General features: G+C 61.1%; 17 protein-coding genes. 12 read left to right on the top strand and 5 right to left on the bottom strand.

Going from position 1 to position 22,054, the window contains the following annotated elements; all coding sequences use genetic code 11:
- Positions 1-174: 174 nt before the first annotated feature.
- The gene (locus PSH66_RS02205; protein WP_370694840.1) at positions 175-2,634 is read left to right on the top strand and encodes a penicillin-binding protein 1A; all 2,460 of its coding nucleotides are present in this window, start codon (positions 175-177) and stop codon (positions 2,632-2,634) included.
- A 135-nt stretch (positions 2,635-2,769) separates the two neighbouring features.
- On the opposite strand, the gene PSH66_RS02200 is transcribed toward PSH66_RS02205, so the two are convergent.
- The 4 genes from PSH66_RS02200 to rpmE all read right to left on the bottom strand — a co-directional run bounded on the left by PSH66_RS02200 (position 2,770) and on the right by rpmE (position 7,196).
- The gene (locus PSH66_RS02200) at positions 2,770-4,038 is read right to left on the bottom strand and encodes a malic enzyme-like NAD(P)-binding protein (protein ID WP_027605010.1); all 1,269 of its coding nucleotides are present in this window, start codon (positions 4,036-4,038) and stop codon (positions 2,770-2,772) included.
- A gap of 178 nt (positions 4,039-4,216) precedes the next feature.
- Complete coding sequence (locus PSH66_RS02195) at positions 4,217-4,888, bottom strand: thermonuclease family protein (protein WP_305428295.1); 672 nt, start codon at positions 4,886-4,888, stop codon at positions 4,217-4,219.
- Between the two features lie 159 nt (positions 4,889-5,047).
- Positions 5,048-6,463 (bottom strand): group II intron reverse transcriptase/maturase, encoded by a 1,416-nt coding sequence (gene ltrA, locus PSH66_RS02190; protein WP_305427415.1) that lies wholly within the window; start codon positions 6,461-6,463, stop codon positions 5,048-5,050.
- 496 nt (positions 6,464-6,959) lie between these two features.
- Positions 6,960-7,196, bottom strand: a complete 237-nt coding sequence (gene rpmE, locus PSH66_RS02185) for a 50S ribosomal protein L31 (RefSeq protein ID WP_003237330.1) — start codon at positions 7,194-7,196, stop codon at positions 6,960-6,962.
- Positions 7,197-7,423: 227 nt separating this feature from the next.
- On the opposite strand from rpmE, the gene PSH66_RS02180 reads away from it, so the two are divergent.
- The 10 genes from PSH66_RS02180 (at position 7,424) to PSH66_RS02135 (ending at position 20,360) form a co-directional block, all read left to right on the top strand.
- On the top strand, positions 7,424-9,643 hold the full coding sequence (locus tag PSH66_RS02180) for a primosomal protein N' (protein ID WP_003171212.1): 2,220 nt from the start codon (positions 7,424-7,426) through the stop codon (positions 9,641-9,643).
- Positions 9,644-9,860: 217 nt separating this feature from the next.
- On the top strand, positions 9,861-11,597 hold the full coding sequence (gene argS, locus PSH66_RS02175; protein ID WP_141063074.1) for an arginine--tRNA ligase: 1,737 nt from the start codon (positions 9,861-9,863) through the stop codon (positions 11,595-11,597).
- 1 nt (position 11,598) lies between these two features.
- On the top strand, positions 11,599-12,300 hold the full coding sequence (locus PSH66_RS02170; RefSeq protein ID WP_078731217.1) for an SPOR domain-containing protein: 702 nt from the start codon (positions 11,599-11,601) through the stop codon (positions 12,298-12,300).
- Between the two features lie 256 nt (positions 12,301-12,556).
- The gene (gene hslV / locus PSH66_RS02165) at positions 12,557-13,087 is read left to right on the top strand and encodes an ATP-dependent protease subunit HslV (protein ID WP_003171209.1); all 531 of its coding nucleotides are present in this window, start codon (positions 12,557-12,559) and stop codon (positions 13,085-13,087) included.
- Positions 13,088-13,124: 37 nt separating this feature from the next.
- Positions 13,125-14,462 carry an ATP-dependent protease ATPase subunit HslU gene (gene hslU / locus PSH66_RS02160; protein ID WP_003171208.1) on the top strand — a complete coding sequence of 446 codons (1,338 nt, stop codon included), beginning with the start codon at positions 13,125-13,127 and terminating at the stop codon, positions 14,460-14,462.
- 178 nt (positions 14,463-14,640) lie between these two features.
- Positions 14,641-15,018, top strand: a complete 378-nt coding sequence (locus PSH66_RS02155) for a gamma-butyrobetaine hydroxylase-like domain-containing protein (RefSeq protein WP_003171207.1) — start codon at positions 14,641-14,643, stop codon at positions 15,016-15,018.
- A gap of 249 nt (positions 15,019-15,267) precedes the next feature.
- Positions 15,268-16,947, top strand: a complete 1,680-nt coding sequence (phaC, locus tag PSH66_RS02150; protein ID WP_003171206.1) for a class II poly(R)-hydroxyalkanoic acid synthase — start codon at positions 15,268-15,270, stop codon at positions 16,945-16,947.
- A 148-nt stretch (positions 16,948-17,095) separates the two neighbouring features.
- The gene (phaZ, locus tag PSH66_RS02145; protein ID WP_003171205.1) at positions 17,096-17,941 is read left to right on the top strand and encodes a poly(3-hydroxyalkanoate) depolymerase; all 846 of its coding nucleotides are present in this window, start codon (positions 17,096-17,098) and stop codon (positions 17,939-17,941) included.
- An 88-nt stretch (positions 17,942-18,029) separates the two neighbouring features.
- The gene (phaC, locus tag PSH66_RS02140) at positions 18,030-19,712 is read left to right on the top strand and encodes a class II poly(R)-hydroxyalkanoic acid synthase (RefSeq protein WP_003171204.1); all 1,683 of its coding nucleotides are present in this window, start codon (positions 18,030-18,032) and stop codon (positions 19,710-19,712) included.
- A gap of 27 nt (positions 19,713-19,739) precedes the next feature.
- A complete protein-coding gene (locus tag PSH66_RS02135) occupies positions 19,740-20,360 on the top strand; it encodes a TetR/AcrR family transcriptional regulator (protein ID WP_003171203.1) in 621 nt (206 codons plus the stop codon).
- Between the two features lie 25 nt (positions 20,361-20,385).
- Here PSH66_RS02135 and PSH66_RS02130 read toward each other — a convergent pair whose 3' ends face one another.
- Complete coding sequence (locus PSH66_RS02130) at positions 20,386-21,048, bottom strand: response regulator transcription factor (protein ID WP_042945562.1); 663 nt, start codon at positions 21,046-21,048, stop codon at positions 20,386-20,388.
- Between the two features lie 382 nt (positions 21,049-21,430).
- On the opposite strand from PSH66_RS02130, the gene PSH66_RS02125 reads away from it, so the two are divergent.
- Positions 21,431-22,012, top strand: a complete 582-nt coding sequence (locus PSH66_RS02125) for a fimbrial protein (RefSeq protein ID WP_003171201.1) — start codon at positions 21,431-21,433, stop codon at positions 22,010-22,012.
- Positions 22,013-22,054: the final 42 nt, after the last annotated feature.

The following is a 22,054-nucleotide window of genomic DNA, read 5'->3' as shown; positions in this document are numbered from 1 at the left end:
GCACCGTGCATTCGGTCGACATGTCGGGGAGCCATGCATGACGCCCCGAGCCGAAAATGCTTTAATGCCCAGCGTTTTTTCCCGCTTTTTATCTGCAGCTCGGGTTGATCCATCGTTCGCCATGCATGCCCCGACGCCTAACCCATTCTTTTCTCTGGAAATCCAAAAGCCTTGATTCGTCTGCTGAAGTTTTTCGGGTACTCCATTGTCGCCATCGTCTGCGGGCTGCTGCTCGTGCTCAGCGGGGCCTACCTCTACCTTAGTCCGGGTTTGCCCTCGGTAGAGGCCCTTAGAAGTATCCAGTTGCAGATTCCTTTGCGGGTCTACAGCAGCGATGAAAAGCTGATCGCGGAGTTCGGCGAAATGCGCCGCACACCGATCCGTTTTGCCGACATTCCGCCCAATTTCATCAGCGCCCTGCTGTCGGCCGAAGATGATAATTTCGCCAACCACTATGGCGTCGACCCCAGCAGCCTGGTGCGCGCCGCCACGCAGTTGGTAAAGAGCGGACACATCCAGTCCGGTGGCAGCACCATCACCATGCAGGTGGCGAAGAACTTCTTCCTCACCAGCGAGCGCAGTTTTTCGCGCAAAGCCACCGAGATCCTGCTGGCCCTGCAGATCGAACGCCAGCTGACCAAGGACGAGATCCTTGAGCTGTACGTCAACAAGATCTACCTGGGTAACCGCGCCTATGGCATCGAAGCCGCATCCCAGGTGTACTACGGCAAGTCCATTCGCGACGCCAGCCTGGCGCAGATGGCGATGATCGCCGGCCTGCCCAAGGCCCCTTCGCGCTTCAACCCCCTGGCCAACCCGGCGCGCAGCAAAGAGCGGCGCGACTGGATCCTGGGGCGCATGTACAAGCTGGGCAAGATCGACCAGGCCGCCTATGAAAGTGCCGTGGCCGAGCCGTTGAATGCCAGCTATCACGTTCCGACGCCGGAAGTGAACGCGCCGTATATCGCTGAAATGGCCCGCGCCGAAATGGTCGGCCGCTATGGCAGCGACGCCTACACCGAAGGCTTCCGTGTGACCACCACCGTTCCGAGCAACCTGCAGGAAATCGCCAATGAATCGGTGCATTCCGGCCTGATCGCCTACGATCAGCGTCACGGTTATCGCGGCCCGGAATCACGCCTGCCGGGCAAGACCCTCAGCGCCTGGACCGCCGAACTGGGCAAGCAGCGCGCAATCAGTGGCCTGGAGCCGGCCATCGTGACCCAGGTGAACAAAGACGGCGTGCAAGTACTCACCCGCACCGGCGAAGCCCGTGTGGCCTGGGACAGCATGAAGTGGGCCCGCCCCTTCCTGAACACCAACAGCATGGGCCCGATGCCCAAGCAGCCGGCTGACGTCGCCCAAGTGGGTGACTTGATCCGCGTGCAACGCCAGAAGGACGACAGCCTCAAATTCAGCCAGGTGCCAATGGCCCAGAGCGCACTGGTCTCCCTCGACCCGCAAAATGGTGCGATCCGTGCCCTGGTCGGCGGCTTCGCTTTCGAGCAGAGCAACTACAACCGCGCCACCCAGGCCAAGCGCCAGCCGGGTTCGAGCTTCAAGCCGTTCATTTACAGCGCGGCGCTGGATAACGGCTACACCGCCGCCAGCCTGGTCAACGATGCACCCATCGTGTTTGTCGATGAGTACCTGGACAAGGTCTGGCGTCCGAAGAACGACACCAACACCTTCCTCGGCCCGATCCGCATCCGCGAGGCGCTGTACAAGTCGCGTAACCTGGTGTCGATCCGCCTGCTGCAAGCGATGGGCGTAGGCAAGACCATCGACTACATCACGCGCTTTGGCTTCGCCAAGTCGGACCTGCCGCCGAACCTGTCGCTGGCCCTGGGCACCGCGACGCTCACGCCGATGGAAATCGCCACCGGCTGGAGCACCTTTGCCAACGGCGGCTACAAGATCTCGCCGTACCTGATCGACAAGATCGAAAGCCGCAACGGCGATACCCTGTTCACCGCCAACCCGCCACGGGTGCCGGGCGATGTGGTCAACGGCATGGCGGCCACCGATGGCCTGGCGGCGCCGAGCAATGGCGGCATTACCATTGAGCCGACGCCAGGTACCGCGCCGACCACAGCGGCCGCCCCGACCGAACCGCAAGCACCGGCCGTTGCCGAGCGCATTGTGGATGGCCGCACGACGTATATCCTCAACAGCATCCTTGAAGACGTGATCAAGAAAGGCACCGGCCGCCGCGCCCTGGCCCTTGGCCGCGCGGATATCGCAGGCAAGACCGGTACCACCAACGAATCCAAGGACGCCTGGTTCTCCGGCTACAACGCCGACTACGTGACCACCGTGTGGACCGGTTACGACCAGCCGGAAAGCCTCGGCCGCCGTGAATTCGGTGGCACCGTCGCACTGCCGATCTGGATGAGCTACATGGGCGCAGCCCTGAAGGACAAGCCGCTGCACACTCAGCCGGAGCCGGAAGGCATCCTCAGCCTGCGAATCGACCCGGTGAGTGGCCGTGCAGCCTCTCCAAGCACGCCGAACGCGTACTTCGAACTGTTCAAGAGCGAAGACACGCCGCCGTCGGTCAATGAATTGGGCAATGGCGCGGTACCGGGCAGCCCGTTGCCGGCGGACGAGGCCGCGCCGATCGATCTCTTTTAGAGAGCGGCAAGCTGTCAGCTACAAGCGGCAAGTTGAGAGCGGTGATGTGCTGCTCTTGAACTTGCCGCTTGCAGCTTGAAACTCCCCATAAAAAAACCCGGCGTTCCGAGCCGGGTTTTTTTATGGGTCTACGGCTTAGCCGTTGAACACATCATCCACGCTTTGCAGCGGGTAGTTCTTCGGATACGGCAGGGTGGCCACACCGGTCTCGATCGCGGCTTTGGCCACGGCGTCGGAGATCAGGGTGATCAGGCGCTTATCCATCGGTTTCGGAATAATGTACTCACGACCGAATTCCAGCTTGGCGCCACCGTAGGCGTCGCACACGTCCTGTGGCACCGGCAGCTTGGCCAGTTCGCGCAGGGCATTGGCGGCAGCGACTTTCATCTCTTCGTTGATACGCTTGGCGCGAACGTCCAGGGCACCACGGAAGATGAACGGGAAGCCCAGAACGTTGTTGACCTGGTTCGGGTAGTCCGAGCGGCCGGTGGCCATGATCACGTCGTCGCGGGTGGCGTGGGCCAGTTCCGGGGCGATTTCCGGATCAGGGTTGGAGCAGGCGAACACGATCGGGTTGGCCGCCATGGACTTCAGGCCTTCGGCGCTGAGCAGGTTCGGGCCGGACAGGCCGACGAACACGTCTGCACCGTTGAGGGCATCAGCCAGGGTGCGCTTGGACGACGGGTGGGCAAACATCGCCTTGTACTGGTTCAGATCGGTACGCTCGGACTGGATCACGCCCTTGCTGTCGACCATGTAGATGTTCTCAAGCTTGGCGCCCATGCTCACGATCAGCTTCATGCAGGAGATCGCGGCAGCACCGGCGCCCAGGCAGACGATCTTGGCGTCAGCCAGGGTTTTGCCGGCGATTTCCAGTGCGTTGATCATGCCGGCGGCGGTAACGATTGCAGTACCGTGCTGGTCATCGTGGAATACCGGAATGTCGCACTGCTCGATCAGGGCCTTTTCGATCTCAAAGCACTCAGGTGCCTTGATGTCTTCCAGGTTGATGCCACCGAAGGTGATGGAGATGCGCTTGACGGTGTCGATGAAAGCCTGTGGGCTTTCGGAGTCGACTTCGATGTCGAAAACGTCAATGCCGGCGAAGCGCTTGAACAGCACGCCTTTACCTTCCATGACTGGCTTGGACGCCAATGGGCCGAGGTTGCCCAGGCCGAGAATCGCGGTGCCATCGGAAATCACTGCAACCAGGTTGCCTTTGCCGGTGTACTTGTACGCCAGTTCTGGATCGCGGGCGATTTCGCGTACGGGCTCGGCAACACCAGGGCTGTAGGCCAGCGACAGGTCGCGAGCAGTGGCAGTGGCTTTGGTGAGCTCTACACTCAGCTTACCTGGACGAGGATGGGCATGATATTCGAGAGCGGCAGTTTTCAAATCAGACATATCGGCATTCCGCTTTTACTGTTGGTCGACGGACCGCCGAGGATACGCGTGTCGTAAAGCCCCTACAAGACTGGGCAGTCACAGGTGTCAAGGCCCCGCAGCGCCGTACTTTGGTCTAAGGCCACGGGATACAAGGGCTCAACTGTTCACAATCGAATAAAAAAATGTCTACAATTTTTTATTCATCTATCGATTTGAGCATGCCGGGATCCGTCAGCGGCAGCAACCAACGCGCCTGGTCGCTTTTGCGGCCACCGCGTTTGGCGCGATCTTGCACCCAGCCACGCGCCTCGACTTTCTTGCCTTGCAGACCATTGAGCAGGCTGCTATCGAATTGACGGGCCAGGTCGGGCGCAATGCGCAATACCACTGCGCCCTGCAATTCGATCCAGATTCCGCCGCGATTACGTTCGATACGGCTCACACGGCCGCTGACCAGGGCAAAGCCGGATTGGCGCAACTGCGCCACGGATTGCACCGGCGATTGCCGCCATACGCCCAGGCGCGCCGAGCGGGCGCTGTCTTCAGCGGCCTGCTGGCAGGTGGCGAGGTCGACATTGGGAGCGACGCCGACCTGGAATCCCAGGCCTTCGGCCAGCAATTGCGCCTCCAGGTTCTCGCCATCGGCGCCATAAAGGTGGGCCAGGGTGCGCCCGTAGTGATCCTGGCGCTCCCGCCCCGGCAACAATCCCACGCGACCGCCGCTGGCCTGCACCAACGCCTGCAGACGCTGGCGGGCGGCGACGGCAAAAGGCTCGTCGGTACGGCCTTTCTTGCCGGTTTCCGGCGCATTGAGCCCGATCATGCGCACACTGCGGCCATCCTTGAGGCGCACCGTGTCGCCATCCACCACCCGCTGCACCTCGACCTGGGCCAGGCCAGCAGGCGCGGGGCAAAATACTTCGGCCTGGGCGGCCGACAGCCAAATCGCGGATCGAGTAGGAGGCGGATTTACATCCGCCGTCCTCTCACACCACCGTACGTACGGTTCCGTATACGGCGGTTCAGGTCATGCGGATAAGCCGTTGATCGTATCGAGTATCGAGACCAGTCCGAGCTGGTTCCACAGTTTCTTCGGCAGCGCCTGATTCATATGTGACGCTCCCGAGTTCCACCAAGGACCTCTGCCATTGAACGCTGATGTGCAAGCACGTCCTTCATGGATCCCCAGGCGCATCAGGTTGCGCGCCCTCGTAGAGGGCCGCTTCCATTGACGCCAGACGACACATCGAAGCTTACGTCTTACCCAACCGTCCAATTCTTCGAGTGGTTTCCTGCTCTGGCTGAGCTTGAAGTAACCCGCCCAACCACGCAGCACCGGGTTGATCCGCTCAATGACGTTAGCCATCTTGTGGCCCCGGGCTTTACGCAGCAGTGCTCTGAGCCGATCGCGTAGGCGATCCAGGCTCATCGTCGCCACTCTTAGTCTCGGCTGTTGGTGCCAGCTCATCCCATAACCCAAGTAGTCACAGGCCCAGGGCCGTGCCACACGGCTCTTTTCCTGATTCAACGTCAATTTCAGGTGTTGATTCAGGAAGCGTTCAACCCCGGCCAGCACACGCTCGCCTGCGCGACGACTACGCACATAAATGTTCGCGTCGTCGGCATAGCGTACAAAGCGGTGGCCCCGTCGTTCCAGTTCACGGTCGAGTTCGTTGAGCAGGATATTCGACAACAACGGCGAGAGCGGACCGCCTTGCGGCGTCCCCTCCTGCCGTCGGCTGGCGATCCCACCCGACATGACTCCAGCCTCGAGGTAGCGACGGATCAGCCTGAGCACTCGCTTGTCTTCGACTTGACGTTCGATGCAGGCCATCAATACATCGTGGTTGACTCGATCAAAGAACTTCTCAAGATCAAGCTCCACGCACCAGCGGTTCCCCGCCGCCACATGGGCGCGAGCTGTTTCGATAGCTTGGTGAGCGCTTCTGCCCGGACGAAAGCCGTAGCTGTAATCCGAGAACAGAGGGTCGAAGATCGGTGTGAGCTGTTGCAGCAAAGCCTGCTGGATCAGGCGGTCCACTACACTGGGAATGCCCAGCTGTCGCGTTCCTCCCTTGGGCTTGGGGATTTCAACGGCGCGTACACCTTGCGGGTGATACTCACCGGCCAGCAACCGAGCCTTGAGGATCGGCCAATACTGATTCGTGTAGTCCGCCAATTGCTCGACCGTCATGCCATCGGCACCCGGCGCGCCCTTGTTGCTGACCACACGGTGATACGCACGCTTGAGGTTGACGGGTGCGAGCACCCGCGCCATCAGCGTGTCCGGCTCCGCTTTCGTCCGCGCCACAGACGCCGCCGATACCTCTGCGCTGTCAGCCGTCATCCTCGGATACTGTCCGGAACTCGGAGTAACAGTTTTCTCTGGGAGAAATTTCTGCATTTCGGTATTCAACGAGACTCTGACGCCTACCGGCGGCATAACCTGTTCAGCCCTTGATGACGTGGTTATTCGTCACTTACTACGGCCTCGGCTGACTTCTGCAGGTTCATCCCGTCGCCTCTCGACGCCCGGTAGCACAGTGGCAAACCTACAGATCTCCCAGGGTAATTCGCGCGACCTTCCTGCTTATGCCTGTCGGATCTACGTCGTAGCGTTCCGTGCAAGTATTGGGCTTTAACGATTTGCGCCGTCTTACCCCGCTACGCCGCCTCTATCCGCTTCCTGTTCGTCAGGCCAGCATTTTGCCTCGGGCTTCCTTCAGATTCGCAGTCACCCGCGACACCCTTGCCTCTGGCTAACACTTCCCCTTGCCGGGTGTGTAGAGGACTTTCACCTCCAAGTCACCAGCGTGGCCACCACAGCCAAGCTGGTTGCGCTTACGCGCAACGCGCCATGCCTGGCGCACGCACAAAAAAGGCGCCCGCAAGGGACGCCTTTTTTAACAGCTGGCAAAAGCCCATAAGGCTTTCGAGCCTTACTCTGCTGGAGTAGCAGCAGCCGGCTTCTTGCCGAAAGCACCGAAGCGATCTGCGAAGCGCTGTACGCGGCCGCCGGTGTCCAGAGTCTTCTGCTTACCGGTGTAGAACGGGTGGCACTCGTTGCATACGTCAGTACCCAGTGGCTTGCACAGGTTCGAGCGAGTTTCGAACTTGTTGCCGCAGCTGCAGGTAACTTCGATGGTTTCGTACGCTGGATGGATATCGGCTTTCATGGCACTTCCTCGGGCTAGCGTGCCGCCACTCGACACTATTGTCGAATACCGCACGTAATTAGGCCGCGGATTCTACCAGACCTTTTCAATCGCGCAAGCGGCGACACCTCTCTCGTATCCACATAAAAGCACCTTTCATCAGAAAACCGTGGCATACCCAACACTCCCCTCGTCTGCTAGTCTCGCGCCCCTGCGCCACCCCTGTCTTTACTATGAGATCTCCCCGCGTGCCCGACGCCATTTTGCGCCTAGCCCTGCCTTCGCCCCTGCGCCGCCTGTTCGATTACCGGGCCCCGGCCGGCGTGCTGCGGGCGCAATTGCAGCCGGGCATGCGCGTGCGCGTGCCGTTTGGCCGACGGGAAATGATCGGCATCCTGATCGAAGTCGCCGACCACAGCGAAGTGCCCGCCGATAAACTCAAGCCCGCCCTGGCCATGCTCGACGCCACGCCCCCCCTGCCGCCCGCGCTGTTCAAGCTGTGCCTGTGGACGGCTCAGTATTACCAGCACAGCCTCGGCGACACCTTGAGCTGGGCCCTGCCGGTACTGCTGCGCCAGGGCGAGCTGGCCGAAGCGCGTCAGGAACGGTTCTGGTCGAGCGTGCCCGGCGCCAGCCTCGATGACCCGCGCATCGCCCGTGCCCCGCGCCAGCGTGAAGCCCTGGCCACCCTGGCCCAGCACCCTCACGGCGTGGCGCATCAGCTGTTGAGCAAGCTGATGCTGAGCAAAGACAGCCTCGACCTGCTGCTGGCCAAGGGCTTGGTACAGGTTGAAATTCGCAAGCATGCTCCCGATCCGCGCCACGAACATTGGCTGGCCCAGCCGGAGTTACCGCTGAACCCCGAGCAACGCGCCGCGTATGAGGCGATTCGCGCAGGTTTCGACAGTTTCCACGCGTTCCTGCTGGCGGGCGTCACCGGCAGCGGCAAGACCGAAGTGTATTTGCAGTTGATCCGCGAAACCTTGCAGGCCGGCAAACAGGCGCTGGTGCTGATCCCCGAGATCAACCTCGGCCCGCAAACCCTGGCGCGCTTCGAGCAGCGCTTCAATGCGCGCATCGCGCTGGTGCACTCGGCGGTCAACGACCGCGAGCGCCTGGAGTCGTGGTTGGCGGCACGCGATGGCGAGGCCGACATTATTATCGGCACCCGCTCGGCGCTGTTCACCCCGATGAAAAATCCCGGGCTGATCATCATCGATGAAGAACACGACGGTTCTTATAAGCAGCAGGAAGGCCTGCGCTACCATGCCCGCGACCTGGCGCTGGTGCGCGCCCGCCAGGAAGACATCCCGATTGTGCTGGGTTCGGCCACGCCATCCCTGGAGAGCCTGCACAACGCCTACACCGGCCGTTACGGGCTCCTACGCCTGAATGAGCGCGCCGGCGGCGCCAAACAACCTCGCTTCCTGCGCCTGGACGTAAAAAGCCGTCCGCTGGACAGCGGTATTTCCGGGCCGATGCAACAGGCCATCGGCCAGACCCTCGCCGCCGGCCAGCAAGTCCTGGTATTTCTCAACCGTCGCGGCTTTGCGCCGACGCTGCTGTGCCATGACTGTGGCTGGATGTCCGAATGCGAGCGCTGCGACGCGCGCATGACCGTGCACCAACGCTACGGCGAGTTGCGCTGCCATCACTGTGGCCATGTGGAGCGCGTGCCCCGCCACTGCCCGCAGTGCGGCAAGGTCGACCTGCGCCCGGTTGGCGCGGGCACCGAGCGCGCCGAAGAGCGCCTGGGCATTCTGTTTCCGGATTACCCGGTGCTGCGGGTCGACCGCGACAGCACTTCGCGCAAGGATGCGATGAACCAACTGTTCGCCACTATCCAGAAAGGCCAACCGTGCATATTGGTGGGCACGCAGATGCTCGCCAAAGGGCACCACTTTCCCCGGGTGACGCTGGTGTCGATCCTGGATGCCGACGGCGGCCTGTTCTCCGGCGACTTCCGCGCCAGCGAGCGCATGGCGCAGTTGATCGTGCAAGTCGCCGGGCGTGCCGGGCGTGCCGAAGAGCCGGGCAAGGTGATTATCCAGACGCACCTGGCCGACCACCCGCTGCTGATCCAACTGACCGAACAGGGCTACTTTGCCTTCGCCGAACAGGCATTGAGCGAACGCCGTGCCGCGGGCCTGCCACCCTTTTCCCACCTGGCCTTGCTGCGCGCCGAAGCCCATAAACCCGGGCAAGCCGAAGCGTTCCTGGATGAAGCATGCAGCGCCGCCGAACGTTTGCTCGGCGAACTGGGTCTGAGCGGCATCGAACTCCTCGGCCCGGTACCCGCGCCCATGGAACGCCGCGCCGGGCGCTACCGCGCTCAGCTACTTTTACAAGCCACCTCGCGTGCGCCGCTGCATCGGTTATTAAGTAGCTGGTTGCTTGCTCTGGAGCAAATGCCCAGCGGGCGACAGGTGCGATGGTCGTTGGATGTGGACCCGGTAGATTTGTATTGAATTTCCCTGTGGCGAGGGAGCTTGCTCCCGCTGGGCTGCGTAGCGGCCCCAAGTTTTTGGGAGCGCTTCGCACTCCAGCGGGAGCAAGCTCCCTCGCCACAGGTTAATCGTCTGTAGAGATCCGACGAAGGTTGGCAAGCCCGCCCTCGCCACGGATAATGCCCAGTTTTTCCACCTGCGCATCGCGCGCCGCCGCTTGCGGTCGAAAGAGAACACCATGAAAGACACCATTCGCCAGCTGATCCAACAAGCCCTCACCCATCTCGTCAACGAAGGTGTGTTGCCTGAAGGCCTGACGCCGGCGATCCAGGTGGAAAACACCCGCGACAAGACCCACGGTGACTTCGCCAGCAATATCGCGATGATGCTGTCCAAGCCGGCCGGCATGAAGCCGCGCGACCTGGCGGAAAAAATCATTGCCGCACTGCCGGCCGACGAGAGTGTGACCAAGGCCGAAATCGCCGGCCCTGGCTTTATCAACTTCTTCCAGAACACCCAGGCCCTGGCGTCGCGCCTGGACGCCGCCCTGGCCGACGCCAAAATCGGCGCGCGCAAGGCCGGCGAAGCGCAGCGCGTGGTCGTCGACCTGTCGGCGCCGAACCTGGCCAAAGAGATGCACGTGGGTCACCTGCGTTCCACCATCATCGGCGACGGCGTGGCGCGGGTGCTGGAGTTTCTCGGCGACAGCGTGATCCGCCAGAACCACGTCGGCGACTGGGGCACCCAGTTCGGCATGCTGATGGCGTACCTGCAAGAGAACCCGATCACCAGCAACGAGCTGTCGGACCTGGAGAACTTCTACCGCGCCGCCAAGAAGCGCTTTGACGAATCCGAAGACTTCGCCGACCGCGCCCGTGGCCTGGTGGTCAAGCTGCAAGCCGGCGACGCCGAATGCCTGGCGCTGTGGAACCGCTTCCGCGATATCTCGCTGTCCCATTGCCAGGAAATCTACGAGCTGCTCAACGTTAAATTGACCATGGCCGACGTAATGGGCGAAAGCGCCTACAACGACGACCTGATCAATGTGGTCAACGACCTCAAGGCCAAGGGCCTGCTGGTCGAGAGCAACGGCGCGCAGTGCGTGTTCCTCGAAGAATTCAAGACTGCCGACGGCGAACCGCTGCCGGTGATCATCGTCAAGGCCGATGGCGGCTACCTCTACGCCACCACCGACCTGGCCGCCGTGCGTTACCGCAGCGGCGTGCTCAAGGCCGATCGTGCGTTGTACTTCGTCGACCAGCGCCAGGCCCTGCACTTCCAGCAAGTGTTCGAAGTGGCGCGCCGTGCGGGCTTCGTCACCCACCCGATGCACATGGAGCACATGGGCTTCGGCACCATGAACGGCGCCGACGGCCGCCCGTTCAAGACCCGCGACGGTGGCACGGTCAAACTGATCGACCTGCTCAACGAAGCCCAGGACCGCGCCTACAACCTGGTGAAGGAAAAGAACCCGGAACTGGCCGAGGCCGACCTGCGCAACATCGCCCGCGTGGTGGGCATCGGCGCAGTCAAATACGCTGACCTGTCCAAGCACCGCACCAGCGACTACAGCTTCAACTTCGAACTGATGCTCAACTTCGAAGGCAACACCGCGCCGTACCTGCTGTACGCCTACACCCGCGTGGCCGGTGTGTTCCGCAAGCTGGGCAAGGACTTCAGCGAAGTCGAAGGCCGGATCGTGCTGGATGCGCCCCACGAACAGGAATTGGCCGCCAAACTGGCGCAATTGGGCGAAGTGTTGAACAGCGTCGGCGAGAAAGGCACGCCGCATATCCTGTGCACCTACCTGTATGAAGTCGCCGGCCTGTTCTCCAGCTTCTACGAGAACTGCCCGATCCTCACTGCCGACGACGAAGCCCAAAAGCAGAGTCGCCTGCGCCTCGCCGCACTGGCCGGACGGACCCTCAAGCAAGGCCTGGAACTGTTGGGCCTGGAAACTCTGGAGCGTATGTAAGTTGGCTGCCAAGAAAAAACCTGCACCCAAGCGCGGCGCCAGCCGCTACCAGGCCCCGGCGAAGAAGCCGATCCCAGGCTGGTTGTGGATGGCTATCGGCCTCACGGTCGGTGCGTTTGTGGTGTTTCTGATGAAGCTGGATCCGGGCCAGGGCGATGACGTCAAACGGGTCAAGCAGGAACAGCAGAAAGCCAGCAAAATTGCCGAAGCCAACAAGACTGCGCCAAGCCCGACCGCACCGGTGAAGCCGAAATATGACTTCTACACGCTGCTGCCGGAATCGGAAGTGATCGTGCCGCCCGACGCCGTGCCGGAGAAAACCCTGCCGACGCCGCAGGTACCGACCACCCCGGTGACGCCGGCGGAAGCGGCGAAAATCGACACCGCCCGCGCCCAGGCGGCGCTGGCCGGGATTACCCCGCCGCCAGCACCACCGGTGGCAGAGACCAAGGCGGCGCCGGTGACCAAGTTCTTCCTGCAGGCGGGCTCGTTCCCCAAACAGGCGGACGCAGATCGAGTGCGGGCGCAGATCATTCTGCTGGGGCAGTCGGTGACGGTGGAGTCCGGCACGGTCAAGGATGCGACGTGGTATCGCGTGCTGGTGGGACCGTTCAGCAACCGTGAACAACTGACCGTGGCGCAGAAACAATTGGCCGGTGCCGGGTTTAGCAACCTTTTGCTACAACAACGCCAGAGCCGCTGATTTAGAAGACACAGCAGGACTAATGTGGGAGGGGGCTTGCCCCGATAGCGGTGGGTCAGTCAGCTTATCTGTAGCTGACCCAATGCAATCGGGAGCAAGCCCCCTCCCACATTTGGTTTTGTAGTGTTCTTAAATAGGTGTCGGACCGATAAACACCACTCGTCCGCCATAACCCTCTACGCTTGAAATCACCCCCACTACCCCCATATCAGTTTCCATCAGGGCATTTTCGCCCCGCTGCGTGGAGACTCTCCTCTTGACCACCATCGTTTCAGTACGTCGCCACGGCAAAGTCGTCATGGGCGGCGACGGCCAGGTTTCCCTGGGTAATACCGTGATGAAAGGCAACGCGAAAAAAGTGCGCCGCCTGTACCACGGCCAGGTACTCGCCGGCTTCGCAGGCGCCACCGCCGACGCCTTCACCCTCTTCGAGCGTTTCGAAGGCCAGCTTGAGAAACACCAGGGCCACCTCGTGCGCGCCGCCGTCGAACTCGCCAAGGAATGGCGCACCGATCGCTCCCTCAGCCGCCTGGAAGCCATGCTGGCCGTGGCCAACAAAGACGCGTCCCTGATCATCACCGGTAACGGCGATGTGGTTGAGCCCGAGCATGGCCTGATCGCCATGGGCTCCGGCGGCGGCTACGCACAGGCGGCGGCCAGCGCGTTGTTGAAGAAAACCGACCTGTCGGCCCGTGAAATCGTCGAGACCGCCCTGGGCATCGCCGGCGATATCTGCGTGTTCACCAACCACAACCAGACCATTGAGGAGCAGGACCTCGCCGAATAAGCCGTAGGCTTATTCCCGCTTGAGGCCGCCAAACACTATGTCCATGACTCCCCGCGAAATCGTCCACGAACTCAACCGCCATATCATCGGCCAGGACGATGCCAAGCGCGCCGTTGCCATCGCCCTGCGAAACCGCTGGCGCCGGATGCAACTGCCCGAAGAACTGCGCGTTGAAGTGACGCCCAAGAACATCCTGATGATCGGCCCGACCGGTGTCGGTAAAACCGAGATCGCCCGGCGCCTGGCCAAACTGGCCAATGCCCCGTTCATCAAGGTCGAAGCGACCAAGTTCACCGAAGTCGGCTATGTGGGCCGTGACGTCGAGTCGATCATCCGCGACCTGGCCGACGCCGCCCTGAAGATGCTGCGCGAACAGGAAGTGACCAAGGTCAGCCACCGCGCCGAAGACGCCGCCGAGGAACGCATCCTCGACGCCCTGCTGCCACCGGCACGCATGGGCTTTAACGAAGACGCCGCGCCGTCGTCGGACTCCAACACCCGCCAGCTGTTCCGCAAGCGCCTGCGTGAAGGCCAGCTGGATGACAAGGAAATCGAGATCGAAGTCGCCGAAGTATCTGGCGTGGACATCTCCGCGCCGCCCGGCATGGAAGAAATGACCAGCCAGTTGCAGAACCTGTTCGCCAACATGGGCAAGGGCAAGAAGAAAAGCCGCAAGCTCAAGGTGAAAGAGGCGCTGAAGCTGGTGCGCGACGAAGAAGCCGGGCGCCTGGTCAACGAGGAAGAACTCAAGGCCAAGGCCCTGGAAGCGGTCGAGCAGCATGGCATCGTGTTTATCGATGAGATCGACAAGGTGGCCAAGCGCGGCAATTCCGGCGGCGTCGACGTGTCCCGTGAAGGTGTGCAGCGTGACCTGTTGCCGCTGATCGAAGGCTGCACCGTGAACACTAAACTGGGCATGGTCAAGACCGACCATATCCTGTTCATCGCCTCCGGTGCGTTCCACCTGAGCAAGCCAAGCGACCTGGTGCCGGAGCTGCAAGGCCGCCTGCCGATCCGCGTGGAGCTCAAGGCGCTGACGCCGGGCGACTTCGAACGCATCCTCAGCGAGCCGCATGCATCGCTCACCGAGCAATACCGCGAGTTGCTGAAAACCGAAGGCCTGGGGATAGAGTTCCAGGCGGACGGCATCAAGCGCCTGGCGGAGATCGCCTGGCAGGTCAACGAAAAGACCGAGAACATCGGGGCCCGTCGCCTGCACACGCTGCTTGAGCGTTTGCTTGAGGAAGTGTCCTTCAGCGCCGGCGACATGGCCGGGGCGCAGAATGGCGAAGCGATCAAGATCGACGCCGACTACGTCAACAGCCACCTGGGTGAATTGGCGCAGAACGAAGACTTGTCGCGGTATATCCTGTAAGCCTCACACCGAACTGCTTTGCTTCAATGTGGGAGGGGCGGTGCGACGATTCGACTTGCTCCCGATGGCGGTGTATCAGTATCAGATGTGCTGACTGACACACTGTAATCGGGAGCAAGTCGAATCGTTGCACCGCCCCTCCCACATTTTTAAGCCGGTTTATTCAGGAGCACCTCATATGGCCAAGTTTCCTACCGCAGTAAACCTGCACAAAACCTCCAATACCCTCGGCCTCACCTACGGGCCCGAAGAAACCTACCAACTACCCGCCGAATTCCTGCGGGTGCACTCCCCCTCCGCCGAGGTCCAGGGCCACGGCAAACCCATCCTGCAATTGGGCAAGCTCAACGTTAAATTGACCAAGGTAGAACCGGCCGGTCAGTACGCACTGAAATTGACCTTCGACGACGGGCATGACAGCGGCCTGTTCACCTGGGACTACCTCTACCAACTGGCCGTGCGTCAGGAAGCGCTGTGGGCCGATTACCTTGCCGAGCTCAAGGCGGCCGGAAAAACCCGCGACCCGAGTCAGTCGGTCGTGCGGCTGATGCTCTAGCCAAGGCTTCTTGCGCTTTAGAGGGCATTTTCTAATTTCATTTGCTTGAATGCCCTGTCGCGTGGTCAACGATTGGCCCGCTTGCGAAAAAAATTAAACTCGGGTAACCAATGGAACTGGCAAGTTCCCTGCATTTGACGATGCGGTATCAACGGTCACCCGAGTCGCAGTACCTGAGGTGTGTTGTGTATCGAAACTGGGTGCGCAGCGCCAGCCGGTACTCGTCTTCCGGACAATGGAGCGTCGTAGATGAGTAACAAGAACAACGATGACTTGAAACGCCAGGCCTCGGAAAACACCCTGGGGCTGAACCCGATCATCGCGTTACGCAAAAAGGATTTACTCGCCTCGGCGAAGATGGTGCTGACCCAAGCCATCAAGCAACCGTTGCACAGCGTCAAACACGTCGCGCATTTTGGCGTCGAGTTAAAGAATGTGATGTTCGGCAAATCCGCGCTGGTGCCAGAGAGCGACGACCGTCGCTTCCATGACCCGGCCTGGAGCCAGAACCCGCTCTACAAACGCTACCTGCAAACCTACCTGGCGTGGCGCAAGGAACTGCACGACTGGATTGGCGACAGCAACCTGTCTGCACAGGACATCAGCCGCGGCCACTTCGTGATCAACCTGATGACCGAAGCCATGGCCCCCACCAACAGCGCGGCCAACCCGGCGGCGGTCAAACGCTTTTTTGAAACCGGCGGCAAGAGCCTGCTCGACGGTCTGTCGCACCTGGCCAAGGACATGGTGCACAACGGCGGCATGCCGAGCCAGGTCAACATGGGCGCCTTTGAAGTAGGCAAGACCCTGGGTACCACCGAAGGCGCCGTGGTGTTTCGCAATGACGTGCTGGAGCTGATCCAGTACAAGCCAATCACCGAGCAGGTGCATGAGCGCCCATTGCTGGTGGTGCCGCCGCAGATCAACAAATTCTATGTCTTCGACCTGAGCCCGGAGAAGAGCCTGGCGCGCTTCTGCCTGCGCAACGGCCAGCAGACGTTTATCGTCAGCTGGCGCAACCCGACCAAGGCCCAGCGCGAGTGGGGCCTGTCGACCTATATCGAAGCGCTCAAGGAAGCGGTGGACGTGGTCACGGCGATCACCGGCAGCAAGGACATCAACATGCTCGGCGCCTGCTCCGGCGGCATCACTTGCACCGCGCTGCTCGGCCACTACGCGGCGCTGGGAGAGAAGAAGGTCAACGCCCTGACCCTGCTGGTGAGCGTGCTGGACACCACCCTGGACACCCAGGTGGCGCTGTTCGTCGACGAGCAGACCCTGGAAGCGGCCAAGCGCCATTCCTACCAGGCCGGCGTGCTGGAAGGCCGCGACATGGCCAAGGTGTTCGCCTGGATGCGCCCCAACGACCTGATCTGGAATTACTGGGTCAACAACTACCTGCTGGGCAACGAGCCGCCGGTGTTCGACATCCTGTTCTGGAACAACGACACCACGCGCCTGCCGGCGGCGTTCCACGGCGACCTGATCGAACTGTTCAAGAACAACCCACTGGTACGCGCCAACGCCCTGGAAGTGTGCGGCACGCCCATCGACCTCAAACAGGTCACGGCCGATATCTACTCCCTGGCCGGCACCAACGACCACATCACGCCGTGGCAGTCATGCTACAAGTCGGCACAGCTGTTTGGCGGCAAGGTAGAGTTCGTGCTGTCCAGCAGCGGGCATATCCAGAGCATCCTCAACCCGCCGGGCAACCCCAAGGCACGCTACCAGACCAGCGACAGCCTGGCGGGCAAGCCGCTTGAGTGGCAGGAGAATGCGACCAAGCACACTGACTCGTGGTGGTTGCACTGGCAGGCGTGGCAGGCGGAGCGGGCAGGGAAATTGAAGAAGGCACCGACGGCTTTAGGTAACAAAACCTACGCAGCAGCGGAAGCAGCCCCAGGAACTTACGTACACGAACGCTAGATTGAAATGGGGTCAAGTGTGGGAAGGGGCTTGCCCCGATAGCAGTGTGTCAGTCAGCTGATCCATTGGCTGATCAATTGCAATCGGGAGCAAGCCCCCTCCCACATTTGGCCTGCATTCCAACCGTCACATCTCACAGGGCTTGAGCATGCCGCAACCGTTCATCTTCCGTACCATCGACCTGGATGGCCAGACCATCCGCACGGCGGTACGCCCGGGCAAGCCTCACTTGACGCCGCTGCTGATTTTCAACGGTATCGGCGCCAACCTTGAGTTGGTGTTTCCGTTCGTCCAGGCCCTGGACCCGGACCTGGAAGTGATCGCCTTCGATGTGCCCGGTGTGGGCGGTTCATCCACACCCAACCGGCCCTACCGCTTTCCCGGCCTGGCCAAACTCACCGCGCGCATGCTCGATTACCTGGATTATGGCCAGGTGAATGCGGTGGGGGTTTCCTGGGGCGGCGCGCTGGCGCAGCAGTTTGCCTATGACTACCCGGAGCGCTGCAAAAAGCTGATCCTGGCGGCGACCGCCGCCGGCGCCTTTATGGTGCCGGGCAAGCCAAAGGTGCTATGGCTGATGGCCAGCCCCCGGCGTTATATCCAACCGTCCCACGTGGTGCGCATCGCGCCGATGATTTATGGCGGCTCGTTCCGCCGCGATTCCAAACTGGCCGCCGAGCATGCCAGCAAAGTGCGCTCGGCCGGCAAGCTCGGCTATTACTGGCAGCTGTTCGCGGGGCTTGGCTGGACCAGCATCCACTGGCTGCACAAGATCCGCCAGCCGACCCTGGTGCTGGCCGGGGACGATGATCCGCTGATCCCGCTGGTCAATATGCGCATGCTCGCCTGGCGCATTCCCAACGCACAGTTGCACATCATCGATGACGGCCACCTGTTCCTGATCACCCGGGCCGAAGCCGTGGCGCCGATCATCATGAAATTTCTGGAGGAGGAGCGCCTGCGCGCCGTGATTCACCCAAGACCTGCGGTGTAAGGACCACACCGCCGCGCAACTTGCCAGGAACCGACTATGGTTCTGAATTGGCGTGCCTGTTGAAGGCTTGACGAAGGAGTGTTGGCTCATGCGAGAAAGACCCGTGACGAACCCGGCGCCCACCCCGGCCGCGTTCATCAATGCGCAAAACGCGATCACCGGCCTGCGCGGTCGGGATTTGCTGTCCACGCTGCGCAGCGTCGCCGCCCACGGCCTGCGCAATCCGGTGCATACCGCCCGGCATGCCCTGGCCCTGGGCGGCCAGCTGGGTCGCGTGCTGCTCGGGGAGACGGTGCATGAACCCAACCCCCGCGACAGCCGTTTCGGCGACCCGACCTGGGCGCTCAACCCGTTCTACCGGCGCAGCCTGCAAGCCTATTTGAGCTGGCAGAAACAAACCCGCCACTGGATCGACGACAGCAGCTTGAGCGACGACGACCGCGCCCGAGCGCACTTTGCGTTTGCGCTGTTCAACGACGCGGTTTCGCCGTCCAACACCTTGCTCAACCCACTGGCCGTCAAGGAGCTGCTCAACTCCGGCGGCAACAGCGTGGTGCGCGGCGTGAGCAACCTGTTCGAAGACCTGCTGCACAACAACGGCCTGCCGCGCCAGGTGAGCAAGCACGCGTTCGAAGTCGGCAAGACCGTCGCCACCACGCCCGGCTCAGTGGTGTTTCGCAACGAGCTGCTGGAGCTGATCCAGTACCGGCCCATGAGCGAAAAACAGTACGCCAGGCCGTTGCTGATCGTGCCGCCGCAGATCAACAAGTACTACATTTTCGACCTGAGCCCGGCCAACAGCTTTGTGCAGTACGCCCTGAAAAACGGCCTGCAGACCTTTATGGTCAGCTGGCGCAACCCGGACGTGCGCCATCGCGAATGGGGCCTGTCCACCTATGTGGCGGCGCTGGAGGAAGCGCTCAACGTGTGCAGGGCAATCACCGGCGCTCGCGAGGTCAACCTGATGGGCGCCTGCGCCGGTGGCCTGACCATCGCCGCGCTGCAAGGCCATTTGCAAGCCAAGCGTCAGCTGCGCCGCATCTCCAGCGCCAGCTACCTGGTGAGCCTGCTCGACAGCCAGATCGACGGCCCCGCCATGCTGTTCGCCGATGAACAGACCCTGGAAGCCGCCAAGCGCCGCTCCTACCAGCAAGGCGTGCTGGACGGCCGCGACATGGCCAAGGTGTTCGCCTGGATGCGCCCCAACGACCTGATCTGGAACTACTGGATCAACAACTACCTGCTGGGCAAGGAACCGCCGGCCTTCGACATTCTGTACTGGAACAACGACAACACGCGCCTGCCCGCCGCGCTGCATGGTGACCTGCTGGACTTCTTCAAGCACAACCCGCTGAGCCATCCCGGCGGCCTTGAGGTGTGCGGCACGCCCATCGATTTGCAGAAGGTCACAGTGGACAGCTTCAGCGTGGCCGGGATCAACGACCACATCACGCCATGGGACGCGGTGTATCGCTCCACGCAATTGCTCGGCGGTGACCGGCGCTTCGTGTTGTCCAACAGCGGGCATATCCAGAGCATCCTCAACCCGCCAGGCAACCCCAAGGCTAACTACGTCGAGAACCCCAGGCTGAGCAGCGACCCGCGCGCCTGGTACTACGACGCCAACCACGTCGAGGGCAGTTGGTGGCCGCAGTGGCTGGAGTGGATCCAGCAGCGCTCGGGCACGCAACGCGAAACCCTCACCGCCCTGGGCAACCAGAATTACCCACCGATGGAAGCCGCGCCGGGCACCTACGTGCGCGTGCGCTGAGCTCAGCGATCAGATTAAGAAGACTGGATGAAGACCCGCGACCGTATCCTTGAATGTGCCCTGCAGTTATTCAACCAGAAGGGCGAACCGAATGTGTCGACCATGGAGGTGGCCAATGAAATGGGGATCAGCCCCGGCAACCTCTACTACCACTTCCATGGCAAGGAGCCGTTGGTACTCGGGTTGTTCGAACGTTTTCAGCATGAGCTCACCCCCTTGCTCGACCCGCCGGCGGATGCGCAACTGGAGCCACAGGATTACTGGCTGTTCTTGCACCTGATCATCGAGCGCATGGCCCACTACCGGTTTCTGTTCCAGGACCTGTCGAACCTGGCCGGGCGGTTGCCGAAACTGGCCAAGGGCATTCGCCACCTGCTCACGGCACTCAAGCGCACCCTGGCGTCATTGCTGGCACGGCTGAAGGCGGCGGGGCAGTTGACCAGTGGTACGCAGGCGCTGGGCCAACTTGTGGAACAGATCACCCTGACCCTGCTGTTTTCCCTCGACTACCAGCGGATTCTCGACCGCGCGGGCGAGGTACAGGTGGTGGTTTATCAGATCATGATGTTGGTGGCGCCACACCTGTTGCCGCCGGCGCGGGAGGCGACCGAACGGTTGGCGCTGCGTTATCTGGACAATCCAGTTTAATACTCGATTTTTGATAGTTGCTGCGTCATCCCGCGCCTCTAAAGTGCTGGGTAAATTTGAAAAGCTCACTATCGGTTTTAATACCCAGCTTTCGATATGCCGATTGTTTTTGCGTACTAATGGTACTGGTACTGCGCGAAAACTTTGCCGCAATTGAACTCACGGACATACCATCGAGAAAACATCGCAATACTTCCCGCTCTTTGGGCGTGAGGCATGCGCTCAATTGTAACGGCGTAGAAACCTCAACTTTCGACTTTAGGTTTTTCACCTCACACACCGACTGCGGCCCTTGCAGTACCGACAACATGCACGACTGCAGGTAAACTCGGCCCTGCGCGGCCGTTCGAATAGCCGTAATCAATTCACTCAACTTTTCGTTCTTTCCCAACACCCCCCAACTTCCGGCTTTCAATGCCAATGAAACAATCGCGGGGGTGTAGTGTGAACACACGACGATAGGCCGGCATTGTTTGAAACGTCGATTCAGCGCCTGGATCAGGCTAAGGCCGTCAATATCCGACGAGCCCAGCGCAAAGTCCATCACCACCACATCCGCCAGCCGCACGGCAAGCGTCTCAAGCAACTCCCTGCCGCTGCCGAAGGAGCCGATCACTTCAATGTCGGCCTCCTTGTTAAGGCCCAACTCAATACCCTGCCGCACCATCTCGTGGTTATCTAACAGCATGACGGTATACCGGGTGGAATGTGAAGTAAGCATCAAAAAACCCGCATAAGTGAGTGGCGCTCATTACCAGCAATGCCTAGTTGCTCCGAGCACGGTATATCGCAGCCACCCCCGAGGATCAACACCGAAAAACAACCAGCCACTCTTTCAGAGCTTTCCTACAGTCATAACTTACAAGAAAAACTCAATACAATTACTTTTAAAAACCATGGCAAAGTTAGACGCTTTTCGAATAATCACGAGACAAAATTCGTTATCCATCTATAGGCGTCAATGTGTTTTAGAGACACATTACGTCGCCCGCCAAATTTGGCTTTTCAACAAATACAAGTGCAGCGCTTAACTTGCGGCGGGAACCGCCAACCTCACGATAAGGAATACTATGAAAATCAATGCCCTCTCCGCCGTAGCGGCCGCTGTCGTACTGACCGCCGGTGTTTCACAACCGACCTACGCCGCCCCCGACGGCACCATCAACTTCAGCGGTCAGGTCAACGACGTGACCTGCACCATTGAAGGCTCCCCGCCAGGGTCGGGCTCTGTGGTCAAGAACGTCAACCTGGGCGGCGTCTCTGCCGCACGCCTGGCCAAACCCGGCGATCGTGCCAACCTGACCGGTTTCACCATTCGTATTGGTGCGCCGGGCGAGGGCAGTTGCAGCAACGGCCGTACCGCGATGGTTGCGTTCGACCCCACCAGCGCGGCGATCGATGTGGCCACCGGGCGCTTGAACATCGACGGTTACGATGACCCGAACGACACCACCAACGCGAAGAATGTCCAGGTTGAAGTGACTAACCGCGATGGCACGCCGATCAACGTCTACACCGAAAAATCCGAAGGTGTGGTGATCGCCGACAACCAGGCCGTCATCCCGCTGGCAGCGCAAATGTATGCCAGCGGAGCCTCCACCGAAGGTGCGGTGAAAACCCGTGTCGGCTTCATGGTCCAGTACACCGACTAAAGGGAGCGACGGCCCGCACTGGCGGGCCCCGCCTGCAAAGAC

The sequence above is a fragment of the Pseudomonas sp. FP597 genome (assembly GCF_030687435.1).
Classification (GTDB): domain Bacteria; phylum Pseudomonadota; class Gammaproteobacteria; order Pseudomonadales; family Pseudomonadaceae; genus Aquipseudomonas; species Aquipseudomonas lactucae.
Note: the sequence above shows the minus strand (reverse complement) of the source record. Positions and strands in the feature narration are given on the sequence as shown.

Coding starts and splice junctions, on each gene's coding strand:
- rpmE (WP_003237330.1), bottom strand. CDS start 7,196: ATGAAAGCCGATATCCATCCAGCGTACGAAACCATCGAAGTTACCTGC.
- ltrA (WP_305427415.1), bottom strand. CDS start 6,463: ATGCCGCCGGTAGGCGTCAGAGTCTCGTTGAATACCGAAATGCAGAAA.
- phaC (WP_003171204.1), top strand. CDS start 18,030: ATGCGAGAAAGACCCGTGACGAACCCGGCGCCCACCCCGGCCGCGTTC.
- argS (WP_141063074.1), top strand. CDS start 9,861: ATGAAAGACACCATTCGCCAGCTGATCCAACAAGCCCTCACCCATCTC.
- PSH66_RS02155 (WP_003171207.1), top strand. CDS start 14,641: ATGGCCAAGTTTCCTACCGCAGTAAACCTGCACAAAACCTCCAATACC.
- PSH66_RS02135 (WP_003171203.1), top strand. CDS start 19,740: ATGAAGACCCGCGACCGTATCCTTGAATGTGCCCTGCAGTTATTCAAC.
- PSH66_RS02200 (WP_027605010.1), bottom strand. CDS start 4,038: ATGTCTGATTTGAAAACTGCCGCTCTCGAATATCATGCCCATCCTCGT.
- phaZ (WP_003171205.1), top strand. CDS start 17,096: ATGCCGCAACCGTTCATCTTCCGTACCATCGACCTGGATGGCCAGACC.
- hslU (WP_003171208.1), top strand. CDS start 13,125: ATGTCCATGACTCCCCGCGAAATCGTCCACGAACTCAACCGCCATATC.
- PSH66_RS02130 (WP_042945562.1), bottom strand. CDS start 21,048: ATGCTGTTAGATAACCACGAGATGGTGCGGCAGGGTATTGAGTTGGGC.
- PSH66_RS02125 (WP_003171201.1), top strand. CDS start 21,431: ATGAAAATCAATGCCCTCTCCGCCGTAGCGGCCGCTGTCGTACTGACC.
- phaC (WP_003171206.1), top strand. CDS start 15,268: ATGAGTAACAAGAACAACGATGACTTGAAACGCCAGGCCTCGGAAAAC.